Origin of the sequence: Aureimonas mangrovi, assembly GCF_014058705.1 — a bacterium.
Taxonomy (GTDB): domain Bacteria; phylum Pseudomonadota; class Alphaproteobacteria; order Rhizobiales; family Rhizobiaceae; genus Aureimonas; species Aureimonas mangrovi.
Map to the genome: position 1 here is coordinate 1,946,418 of NZ_CP059692.1, position 11,443 is coordinate 1,957,860.

The window sequence follows — 11,443 nt, forward strand, 5'->3', positions numbered from 1 at the left end:
TCAGGCGGTCGGATGATCCGGGAAGAAGCCCTTCCCGACCTCCTCGCCGAAGACGTGGACGAACAGCGCCTGAACCGTCGGCCAGGCGTCATCGGTGCTGGTGAAGGTCGAGCCGTTGTTCCAGGTCACACGCTGACGGGCCGGCGCCGGGGGGAAGCGCTCGTCCCAGAGTTCGAACTGCTCGTCGGTGAAGCTGTTGATGACGGCCATGCGCTCGCGCACATGCGGCTGGACAGGTTCAGGGTCCGGCAGCATGTCGTCCGTCAGCGGCGGGATGTCGCCCTCGGCGATCCGCGCCTCGACCAGCTCGCGCAGCTCTGCCGGCGCGTAGGGATCGTCCGATCGGTAGGTGTAGCGGACAATGTCGCCGCCCTCCACCAGTCGGACGCGCAGGACGTGGTAGTCGTCGTGGGCGTAGATCTCGAGCAGTTCCATCAGGCGATCCTCTGGCAGAGATAGAGCGGATTGGCGTTGTTGCTGGAGAGGAACCCGGTGATACCGAGGACCACCCATGTCCCGGCAAGCGGGGTCGGCCCGTTCACGTTGAAGTAGCCAGTCGCTCCAGAGATACCCATCGAAATGTATTGCCGAATGGATAGGCCTCCTGGCCCATAGAGCGCCGTGACAACCGTGCCGATGGGGTAGTTGGTCAGGCTCGGATTGTTGGAGCCTTCCGGCAGGGGCATCTTCGCATCGACTTCCGTCTTGAAGGGAATGGCGAAGAAGGTCTGATCCACGCGGACGTAGTTCCGCGCCCCATCGAAATGGAGCGCCAGCCGCCCACCGGTCGTGTCAACGACAGGCGTGTAGCCGAGGCGGCGCTGGAGGTAATAGAGACCATTGTCAGAGCGGCGCCGGAAGTACGGAAGGTCCGGGTTATCGCCAGCAAAGCCAGCGACACCGATCCCGTCGCCGGTCACCCTAGACGCTGGATCGAAGTTGCCCTCGTGCCAGATGGATTTTTCGCCGGTATCGGTGGCAAGGACGTAGGTCGCGCCTGTCCAGTAGAGATAGCGAGTATCGGCATCGTTCAGAAAGATGACGCCAGTGCCATTTACGCGCGCCGCGCGCACGTCTCCAGCCAGCACCTTGCCGCGCTCAGTGTTGATGCCGCCCCCGGCGAGGATTCGGAATAGCGATGCGCCGCTGTTGTTGTCGGCCAGGACGAGATCGCCATTCGCCCCAAGTGACCAGCGGGACGTCTTGACGCCGGGTCGGTGAAAAATGAGCGACACCGTGCCGTCGTTCACGATGGTGATGCTGTTCGCAACGCTGAGCGCGCCGGTCAGCGCACCCCCTGCCAGTTTCAAGAACCCACCAGTCACCCAGTCGAACAGCTTCTTGAGCGTGTTGCGCTCTTCGTCCACGCCTCCGCGGATGTTGCTCTCAGCCTGGACGGCGCGCTCGCTGGCAAGCCCCGCCTTCTCGTCGGCGGTCGCTGCAGCCACTCGCGTCGTCGTCAGACCGTCCGCAATGTTCGCGAGCTCGTCATCCATCTTCTCGGCGGAGATGAAATGATCGGGCGGGCCGGCATTGCGGTCCCGCGTGAAATTCTGGTTGCGGATGAAGTTCCAGCCCTGAAACGGCATGGCATACCCTCATGAAAAAGCCCGCTCGGAGCGGGCTGGAATGTCGTTCAGGGTGGTGAGGCTCACCGCCCCATCATCGCGTCAGCGAGAGGATCGCGCTGCGCAGGCGGCAAGGGCGTGACGGTGATCTGCGGCATGGTCGGCGCAGTCGGTCGCCGATCATCGTTGCTGCCTGACGCGATGGCCGCGGACGACAGCGCCGTCTTGGCGTAGCGCCGCGCGAGCGACCGGAACATGGCTTCCTCACGCGCCGAATTGTTCGCCGGCACCTTCGACAGGAGCATCCGCGCCCGGTTGGGGTTGAGGAGCGCGTCCTGCACCAGATCTTCGACTTGGGCGATGCCGTTCTGCCGAAGCGCCCCGACGAGCGCAGCTGCGCCAGCGCCGAGCGCTGCGCCGCCTCCCCCGCCAACACCGAAGCCCGCCAGGGCGCCGCCCGACGCCATGCCGGCGGTTGCCAGCTTGCCGAGGATCGTGGTCGCGCTGTCGCCGGACGTGACGGCCAAGGCGTCCTGCACCGTATTCGACTGACCGGGGATGCGCACCGCGCTCAGCGAGCGATTGGCACGCTGAAGGTCGGCGGCGATCGCCTCGAGGGTCGACACCTCATCGGCAGAGAACACCGTGCGGAGCGCGTTGCGGTTCTGGCGGACGAAGGTCTGCATCTGATCGGCGCTGATCAGCGTGCGCCCGCTCGTGGCGGCCTCCGTGTTCGAGACGAGACGCTGCGACAGGAATTCGGCAGTCGCCTTGCGTAGCCCCTGCATGGCCTGCTCGTCCTTGCCGATCGCACGCCGGAGCGCGCCGAGCTGCTGCACGCTGTCCTGGCGCCCGAAGAGGCCACCGACGATCCGCGCGATATCCTGCGGGTCTTCGGCGCCGACAAGACGCCCGACGGCGCCCTTCTGCGCGTCGTCCAGAGCGGCTTTCCGGGCAGCGGCATATTCGGCCACCGTCGCCGACGTGCGCGCCGCGTCCTGCACCCGGATGTCGAGATCCGGGAAGGCTCGTAGGGCGTCGGCATAGCCACGGCGCCAGCGCTCGACCTTCGCGGGGTCGAACGTGCCGTCGTCGTTCATGGCCGCCTTGCGCAGCGTATCGATCGCATAGCCCTCGATCGCGGCCATCGTCCGCTTTGCGTTCGGCCCGGTCGCCTCGCGCAGCCGCTGCATGCGCTCGAAGCCGCTGGAGCCCGGCACGAAGATGCGGGCGGCAACGCGCGCGCTTTCCGTGGTGTAGGCGGCGTGATCGGCCGAGCGCGCGAGAAGCGGCTTGATCTGGCGGTTGTCGAAGATGTTGGCTCGGTTGCGCGTCGCCTCTGTCGCACGGTCGAGCCGGTCTTTCGCTGCTCCGTCGAATGCCCTATATTCAAAAGTAGCCGGCGAGGCGGAGGATGCGTCCGTCTGTCGTAAGGCGTCGGAGCGGAGTGTCGTACCTCCGGCGCGCCGGCTCTTCTCTCCCGGATCGAACGCCGTAAGCAGCCAAGTCTTCTGCTGCCCGTCGTATTCGAGGCGGACTCCGGCCTTCGTTCGATCACTCTCGAGCTGAACCCGGTTTCCGCTCGCCTTCACCACGCGCATTTCAGCGAGGCGCTGCGGGAGGTCATCGAGCACTTCGGGATGGAACTGGGCGATCTTTGCAAGCCCGGCGCCGTCGCTGCGGCCGCTCCCAGCGTGTCCCCATACGAGGTCGATCGGCCCAATTTCAGGATGAGACAACGCGCCTCGAACATCGCCGGTCTGCGCCTGCGTCAGCCAGGCGACGGCATCGTCGTAGCGTCCCTGAAGGCCATCGACTGAAGGGCCAAGCGGCCCATCGTTCGCGACAATTCGAGCACCGGTTGGAAGCGCCGGGAGCGAGCCTACAGCTCTCGCGGTGTCTCCTCGCGGCGCACTTCCACCAGGAACGCCCGATAGTCGCGGATCGCCTGAAGCTTGTGGCGCGCCTCGAGCGCCGCCGCCTCCTCCAGCATTTTGAAGGTCGCCTCGAAGTCCGCCTCCTCCATCACGTCGAAGAGGTATCGCATCGCCCCCAGGAACTGCCCCTCCAGCCGCTCCTGTCGAAGCCATTCCGGCTCTTCCTTCGGAGGCGACGCCGGCTCGACCGGATGCGGCTCCGAGAGTGGCGCCGGCTCCTCCAGCATCTTGCGATAGTCCCGGATCGCCCTGAGCGTATCGAGGTCCGAGCGGTCCTTCGCCTTCTGCTCTAAGAACGCCAGCAATGCTGGCACGTCCGCCGGGTGAACCCCCGCCAACGCTCGAACTACCGCCAGTGCCGGTCGCCGCCTGTTGAGCAGAATTCAGACCCTCAATATCACGCTGTATCGCTGCAGCGATCGTATCTTCACGCCGCATCTGCCCATCGGCAACCATCTGCTCTTCGACGAGTGCACGGCGTTCAGCGGCTTTCTCAAGGTCGCTTTCGATAGCACCCCGCAGACGAGACAGTCGACCCCATGCCTGATCGCCACCGTGCGAACGCTCATAAGCCATCGCCTCGCTGACGCGCGAGCGAAGTGCAGCCAGCTCCCGAAAGCTCATGACGTCGCTGTAGCGTTCGACGACGCTGTAGATTGCTGCCTCCTCGCCACCCGGTCGACGTGCCGAGGCGGGCAAGTCGGCCATAATCGCCGTCCGTGCCGCGCGAGTGTCCTGCGGCGGCAGAGCGAAGGTGCCGTCGGGATCGACCGCGGCCCACAGCCGGCGCTCCTTTTCCTTCGTGAGGTCGCGGCGACGCTGCAGGGTATCGCGGATCTGGTCGCCCGCATCCTCGGCGCGCACCGACTGGCCGAGCTGCTGGTTGCGGCCGCGTGCGACGTCGCGGGCAAGGTCGAGGTCGGAGGCGGTATCGCGGTCGATGTCGGCCAGACGCTGGCGCAGCGCGCGCGTGACCGCCTCGGAAGAACCGGACGGCTGGATCGCGTCCATCGCCTCACGGCGCGCGGCGTTCTGATCGGCCCGGCGTTGCTGGAATGCAGCCGGGTCGCGAGACTGCGCCGCACGCTCGGCGGCAAGAAGACCCATGTCGCCCGTCACCTGCCCCGTCGTCGGACGAGAGCCAGGAACGAGCTCGGCGGGCTGATTATCGAGCACAGCACGCGCGGCAGTCGGATCGGTGGCGGCATCCCGCAGGCTTTCGCCGGCCAGACGCTCGCGGCCCGCCTGCGACAGCGGCGCAGCGAATTCCCGACCCGCGCGAACACCTTCCCGCATGACGCCCGGAAGACCGGTCGCGGCCGTTCCAGCCACGCCGCCGGCCAGACCGCCGATCAGACCAGCCAGCGGGTCGTAGCGATCCGGCGTGAGCTCCATCGCCGCCGTTGCGCCGGCACCGGCCGTGCCGCCGGCCAGAGCATCAGCCCCTGCCGCTCGCACCGAGTTCGATCGCCCAGCGACCTGCGCTCCGATTTCCGCGCCCTGCGCGCCGAGGACGCCGCCGCGCGCGAGCCCGCCAACGACGGCGGCAGGCAGCACCGTGCCGGCCACGCCCTGCCCCGCTCCACGCGCCACACGCTCGGCCGCTGTCTGGGCTTTCGTGTTCTGCGGGTCAAACTCTGGCCGCACCGCGCCGAGCGTTTCGGCGATATGGCGCGAGCCACCGAAGGAGTTCTCCGGGATCATGCCGACGTCCGAGCCGGTCGCCGCGTTGAAGCCGCGCACGCCGAGGTTCATCGCGCCGCGCATCAGATCGACCGGCGCGCCGGCAATCGAATACAGCGTCTCGTTCGCGCCGGCGGTCGCGTTCATCGCCATGCCGCCGAACTGCGGCTGCTCGTCGACGACGGCGTCGCGCTCCCAGAAGTTGCCCCCCGTGGCAGCCTGAGAGACGATCGCGTCGCGTTCCCACCAGTTCGCCATTACTGCTTCGTCCTCACCGTGCCATCCGGCGCGCGGTACTGCGTGCCGGGGGGAAGCGCGTCGTAGGCTTGCTGCGAGGTGACGACGGGCATGGAGCGCGGATCACCCGCCGCTGTCGTCTCACCCATCCCGCCGACGGGCACGCCCGCTTCGTCACGCCTGGTCGTGTCACCCGTCGGGCCCGGCGCCTGAACACCCTGGGCACGAGCCCTCGCGCCTTCTACGATGCCTCGAAGCTCCGAGAGCGCGCCACGGAAGTCTTCTTCGCTCTGAGCGGTGTCGAGGCGGGCGATGGCGCGAGTGGCCTGAAGGCCCTCGATCTCAGTGATGGCGCCTCCGCCCTTGAGGCTTTCGAACGCTTGCAGGAAGGCTTGCCCGCCAAGCTGATCAATGCGTGCGCGTGTGCCGGGTATTGTCGTGCCGGGCACGGACGGGATCATGCTGCCGAGACCCACGGCAATGCCGAGGTTCGGATCGTTCAGGACTCCGTCGATGGACGAAATCATGTTGTCGGCTTGCTGGATCGTCTTCGGCGCGACGGCTGCGCTATCGACGTCGCCCTTGCCCTGAGCCGCACCCGCCGCACTGTCGTAGGATTCCTGGTAGTTCTCCTTCGCGATGGTCCCGACCGTCTGACCAGAACGCTTGTCCTGCAGCACCCAATGCGTGCCAGCGTCCACGCGCTCGACACCGGTCGATACGGTGATGCCATCGGGCATTCGGGACTGCACCACCGTTCCGTCGTCGCGCGGCTGGAGTAGAACCGCGTTGCCGTTTGCGTCGGTGCCGTAGACCGGCGTCAGGCTGGTCTTGGGGCCGTCCGTAGTCGAGGCTCGCTGGCGCTGAATCTCAAGCGCCTGATCGGCGCGGCTGTTCGCGATTTCGTCCTGTCCGCTCTGATACTCGAACTGCTGCTGGCGCCACGCCTGATCCTCTGCGCGGTTCGCAGCCTGCGCGCGATCTTGCTGCTGAGAGAGGATGGCGTTTGCCAACGAATTGCGGTCGCCGCCGAGTTGCGCGGCCAGCGCATAGGACGGGTCAAGGCCAGAACCGGCAAGCGCCTGCTCGAGGGCATCGGAGTTGGCGGCGTCGTTCTGCTTGATCTGCCTCTGGCCGGCGTAGACCTGTGCGAGCCGACCGGCCAACTCAAGAGGATGGGAAACGTCGCCGCCGCCCATCGCCTGCGCGAGCATGGCTTCCGCAAGGCGGTTCGACTTCTCGGGGCCGATATTGAGCATGGGGCGCGAAGCCATAGAGCCTCCGGTGTCGCCGATCGGCGCGTTCGATGTCGAGGATGCGGTTTCCATGCGCGGCCCGCTTTCGAGCATCGCGCTTTCGATGGCGCCCGTGGCGCCGCTGGCCGGTGGGGATGATCCGCCGTAGGCATTGCGCAGCCAGTCCGGCGCATTGGCGCTGCGTCCGCCCGCGCCCCAGACACCGGGAGAGCCGAAACCGACATGCATCGTGCCGGCGCCCATGTAGCCGGGACCGGCGCCGAACCCGGTGATCCCGGCCGCCCGGCCGCGGCTGACGATCTCCTCGAACAATGGCCGGTCGCTGTCGCGCGCCCAGTCGAGTTGCCGCCCGTCACGATAGAATCGGAAGTCGCCGGCATTGCCGTGGTCGTGGCGGGTCGAGCCGACGCGTTTACCGCCGCTGCCTTTGCCGGGCTGACCGCCAGAGTAGACCTCGGCCATGATGCCCATGTCACCGAGATAACCCAGCGCCGAGACGAGCCGCGGGTCCAGCGGCTGGTTTCGGGTCGCCCCCTGGTTGGCGTACCGGAGGTAGGAGGGCGTGCTCATCACGCGGCCTCACGCAGAGCGCCGTAGTCGACGGCGAGGAAGGCGCCTGCTTGGCGAACCGCAGACGGAACCGCGCGCGCTACGTCCTGCGCCATGACGCCGACCTGATACGGCCCGCCCCAGACGTAGCGGAACAGGTAGAGCGGCAGCCCGCGCCAGCCGGTGCCGATCCGAGAGATGTCGCGCTTCAGGCGGCGATCGGAGAACATCAGCGCCGCGCTGCCAAGGCCGAACAGCCCGTTCATCATCCCGGAGCGCTGCTGATTATACTGCCCCATCTGCTGCTGGTAGTTGTTGTTGATCAGCCCTGCGATGTCCGGTGCGCCGACGTTGTAGGCGGGGTTGTTCTGGAAGCCGGGCATGCCCATCGCGGGCGATCCCGTCAGAAGCGCCGAGGCCTCGTTGAAGGGCTGGTTGCGCAGCATGATCGCTTCCGTCAGCGCGTCGTTGCGCGCCTGGTTAGCGAAGCCTGCCGATTGGGCGTTCTGGCCGAACTGCTGTCCCTGCGCCGCGTTGCCGGCCCCCATCGCCGCGAGATCCTGCCCGAACCGCTGCCCGGCCGCCTCGTTGTTGAAGCCGGCCTGCGTCAGGCCTTCGCCGAACATCTGGCTGCGAGCACCGGAGGCGAGCCCGAACAGGCGTGATTGCTCCGCACCGCCCGCCGCGACAGCGTCGTAGGCCGCGCGGTTCATGGCCTCGCTCTGCGAGCGCTCCATGCGCGTCAACTCCGCCTGGCCGGCGGCGCTGTCGAGCGGAATACCGCGATCGGACAGCGACTGCTCCATGCGCTGGCGGTCGAGCTGCTGCCCCGGCTGAAGGAGGGCGTGCGCCTTCTGGAATGCCGCGTCCTGCGAGCGCTGCGCTTCCGCTCCGAAGTCACCTACGCCCGGCAGAGATGGAAGGCCGCTCGGATTGAAGTTGCCGACTTCGCCCGACCGCGAGCCGACTCCCATCTGGATCGAGCCTGCGCCGCCGATGGAGTTCTGCCGCCCAGGCAGGCCCGAGATGTCCATCGGGCCGGTCGGTATCTGGCCGACGAGTTGCCCGGCCTTGCCCGTCAGTTGCTCGGCGATCCCCATCTGCCCGCTGTGAATTCGATCACCTTGAGGGGTCAGCGTCACCGTCTGCGAGGCAGGCGTGCCATCGCGATTGCGCTGGTAGGTCGTCGAGCCCCAGGGGCCGTACTGATCGACGGCGTTGACGCGCGCGCTCTCGCGGACGGCCTGCGCGTTCGCCTGCGCCTGAGCGTTTGCGGTGGCGACCGGATCGGGCGCCTTCGGTGCAGACTTACCCATCCTGTTCGATCCCCTTCAGCCATCTGCATTCGTCGCGAACCATCCCGTAGGACAGCAGCGTTCCCCCGTCGGCGAAGGCCTGACGGTGTGTTCCCTCGAGCTTGAAGCCGATCTTCTCGACCAACTTGCGCGAGGACTTGTTCGTGCGCTTCACCATCGCCGTGATCCGGCGGCAGTCCTGGTCGAGGAAGGCGAAGGCGAACCCGGTTTTCAGGAGCCGGCGTGTCATCCACGGGCCGAAGTCACCGACGCCAGCCACGGTGACGCGGATGTCGGGATGGCGCAGTTCCGTGAAGGCGATGCCACCGACGAGGTGATCGCCTCGCACCGCGCCGAAGGCGACCGCGCCTGTCAGGTCCGAGGCGTCCTTCATCTGCGCCGCAATCCAGCGGGCGACCAGCGCGTCCTGACCGAGGAGGATGCTGTAGTCGCTCAAGCACCGATCTCCGCCATCAGCGTCGTCGCCAGCCATTTCACCGGCCCGGCCGAGGTGTCGACGCGCAGGCCGACCGAAATGAACTCGCCGTTGATGCCGCCGCCGCGGAACTCGGCCGTCACCCTCTCGGCGCCGGACCACGCAGCACGATCCCAGACCGACTGGTCCCAGATGCCGATGTCGGAGGCGACCGGCAGCGAAGCGACGGCGCCAGAGCCGGGGTTGCGGAAGTCGGCACCGATCAGGTGCCGTGCCATCGGCGTCGAGACGGAGGTGACGAAGGGCTTCACCAGCCCAACCTTTTTCTTGCGACCGGGCACGCCGAGCGTCGACCACGCGCCCTGGCAAAACGCGACGATCGGCGAGCCGCCATCGCTGAACGCGCCATAAGTGGCGATCCTGCCGTCCGGGGTGCCGAAGCACAGGTCGTCGCCGACATGCCCCCACACGCTGGCCGGCAGGCCGCGAAACCGCGACCACGCGCCGGTCGAAAGGTTGCAGACGTGCTGCTGCGAAGACGTCGCCGTCTCCGGCACGTTGACGAGGATCATCTGACGGAGCGGATGATAGACGATCTGCCAGCCGAGGTTCCGGCCGTGCGAGCGCGCAGCGGACAGTGCAAGGCGCCCCATGCGACGGCCGAAGCCAGCCACGGGCGAGCGCCCGGAAGCGAGAACACGCGACAGCTCGGCGTAGCCATCCAGCGAGGCGGTGAGCACGTCGCCGGCATGGCTCTCGGCGACGATCGGGCGCGCGACCGGGAAGACGCCGACGCGGCCCCAGTTCATCGCATCGTCCGGGCTGGAGCCGCGATAGACGATCGCCTCGCCCGAGGTCATGAAGAAGACGATGGCGTCGTCGTCGCCGCCCTGCCCGCCGTCCGGTGCGAGCGTGGCGATCTCCTCGATGGTGCCGCCGCGGTTGCCGATACCCGACAGGTCGAAGCTCTTGAGCTCGCCCTGCACAGCGTTCAGTCCGCCATACCAGAAGCTGGCCGAACCGCGCTCGGCGAAGAACAGGCGCTTGGCGTGCGAGCGCACACGGAACAGTCGTCGCGCATCGCCGATCCCGGTGAAGGCCGGCGTCACGACCGCAGCGCCGACGACCGCGCGCGGGGCGTCGAAGCCGTTCACGAGGAACAGGCGGTCGTTCATGATGGCGTGCCGCCAGCGGTCGGATTGGAAGCCGGACGCCAGTTCAGTCACGGCGCCGGCAATGCGGAAGAGCTTGCCGCCCGATGCGGCGATGGTCCGCTCGTCGCCGTCGTCGAAATCCTGCAGGAACAGCACCGGGGCGCCGGTGCGGAGGTCGTGACGGATGGTGTATCCGCCACGCGTCTCGATGCCGCCGTCGATCGGGAAGAAATTGACCATGTCGACGGCGTCGGTCGGCTCCATGCCGCCGGCCAGGGCGTCGATGCCGTTGATGCCGCCGAACGGCGAAGGCAGCGTGATCGGCTGCGCCTTCGCGACGCCGGGACTGGCGCGACGGATCAGCGGCTGGCGCATCAGTAGAAGACCTCGCCCGCGTTCGCCTTGGTGTGGCGCAGCGCAGCGCGCGACAGGCTCTCCTCGGACTGGCGGAAGGCCTCGGCGTAATCGAGCCCGTTCCAGTCCCGCCAGCGCCAGGTGATCGCCGCTCGGATCGTCGGCGTGTCGAACAGGATCTCGTCGGTGTCGAGCGTCGGCGCCGGCTTCAGGACGCCCATCTCACCCGCCCCACGCGCCCATTCGCCGGTCGGCATCAGGCGGTTGTTCGGATAGCGATTGACGAGATCATCGGCCGCCGATCCGAGCGCCGCCAGCATCTGGGCGACGGACGGGTCGGGATTGCCGATGACGGTGGCGGGCTTGGGAAGCTGAAGCCCGACCATCACGTCCTGCACCAGCGTCAGGAGGTTCATCAGGCGGCTCCGCCCTTGGGCTTTCCGCCACTTTGTGCCGGCGCGGCCTGCGCCTTATCGAGTTCGGACGTCAGCCGGGCAACGTCGGCGCGAAGCTCGTTGTTGTCCTCGAGAAGCGCCTTTTCGGACGCCTCAAGCTCGGCGATGTGCGCGGCGAGGCGCGGCGCGTCGTCGTGTGTGCGCTCGATGAAGTCACGCGCACGGCTCTGCGCATCGCGAAGCTCGCTCGGCGCCGACGACATATCGGTCTCGATCAGCTTCTCCAGCGTGTGAATGCCGCGCTCAGCCAGCCCCTTGCGGTCGGCCTCGTCGATCTGCGGCCAGGCCGCGAGCGGGAAGCCTTCGTGGTCGGGCTCGCGCGAGGCGAGATAGTCCTTCCACTCGTTCGGATGCGCGACCTTGTCGCCGCCGCGCGCCGGGCGCACCACGCGCGTCACCGCGCTCTTGTACGCCTCGAAATACGGGACCATCGTATAGATCGGCAGGCCGTCCTCGCCCTTGCCACGCTGCACGGCCTTATCGAAAAATCGGATCATCGTCGGTGCTCCTGACCGGTCA

At 67.5% G+C, this 11,443-nt stretch carries 9 protein-coding genes; all 9 read right to left on the reverse strand.

The genetic code is table 11. The features are described 5' to 3' along the window. The 9 genes from H1343_RS09305 to H1343_RS09345 all read right to left on the reverse strand — a co-directional run bounded on the left by H1343_RS09305 (nt 1) and on the right by H1343_RS09345 (nt 11,421). Nucleotides 1–435 (reverse strand): hypothetical protein, encoded by a 435-nt coding sequence (locus tag H1343_RS09305; protein ID WP_185982651.1) that lies wholly within the window; start codon nt 433–435, stop codon nt 1–3. Next, nucleotides 435–1,589 carry a hypothetical protein gene (locus H1343_RS09310; protein WP_185982652.1) on the reverse strand — a complete coding sequence of 385 codons (1,155 nt, stop codon included), beginning with the start codon at nt 1,587–1,589 and terminating at the stop codon, nt 435–437. The genes H1343_RS09305 and H1343_RS09310 overlap by 1 nt, the downstream gene beginning before the upstream one ends. A 62-nt stretch (nt 1,590–1,651) precedes the next feature. Further along, entirely contained in the window at nt 1,652–5,446 is a 3,795-nt protein-coding gene (locus H1343_RS09315) for a hypothetical protein (RefSeq protein ID WP_185982653.1), read from the reverse strand. After that, nucleotides 5,446–7,251 carry a hypothetical protein gene (locus tag H1343_RS09320; RefSeq protein ID WP_185982654.1) on the reverse strand — a complete coding sequence of 602 codons (1,806 nt, stop codon included), beginning with the start codon at nt 7,249–7,251 and terminating at the stop codon, nt 5,446–5,448. The genes H1343_RS09315 and H1343_RS09320 overlap by 1 nt, the downstream gene beginning before the upstream one ends. After that, nucleotides 7,251–8,546: a tail fiber domain-containing protein gene (locus H1343_RS09325; protein WP_185982655.1), complete on the reverse strand. Its 1,296-nt coding sequence runs from the start codon at nt 8,544–8,546 to the stop codon at nt 7,251–7,253. The genes H1343_RS09320 and H1343_RS09325 overlap by 1 nt, the downstream gene beginning before the upstream one ends. Next, a complete protein-coding gene (locus H1343_RS09330; protein WP_185982656.1) occupies nt 8,539–8,982 on the reverse strand; it encodes a GNAT family N-acetyltransferase in 444 nt (147 codons plus the stop codon). The genes H1343_RS09325 and H1343_RS09330 overlap by 8 nt, the downstream gene beginning before the upstream one ends. Next, entirely contained in the window at nt 8,979–10,490 is a 1,512-nt protein-coding gene (locus H1343_RS09335) for a hypothetical protein (RefSeq protein WP_185982657.1), read from the reverse strand. The genes H1343_RS09330 and H1343_RS09335 overlap by 4 nt, the downstream gene beginning before the upstream one ends. Then, nucleotides 10,490–10,885, reverse strand: a complete 396-nt coding sequence (locus H1343_RS09340) for a hypothetical protein (protein ID WP_185982658.1) — start codon at nt 10,883–10,885, stop codon at nt 10,490–10,492. Before H1343_RS09340 ends, H1343_RS09335 begins: the two co-directional genes overlap by 1 nt. Further along, a complete protein-coding gene (locus tag H1343_RS09345; protein WP_185982659.1) occupies nt 10,885–11,421 on the reverse strand; it encodes a hypothetical protein in 537 nt (178 codons plus the stop codon). The genes H1343_RS09340 and H1343_RS09345 overlap by 1 nt, the downstream gene beginning before the upstream one ends. Between the last annotated feature and the right edge of the window lie 22 nt (nt 11,422–11,443).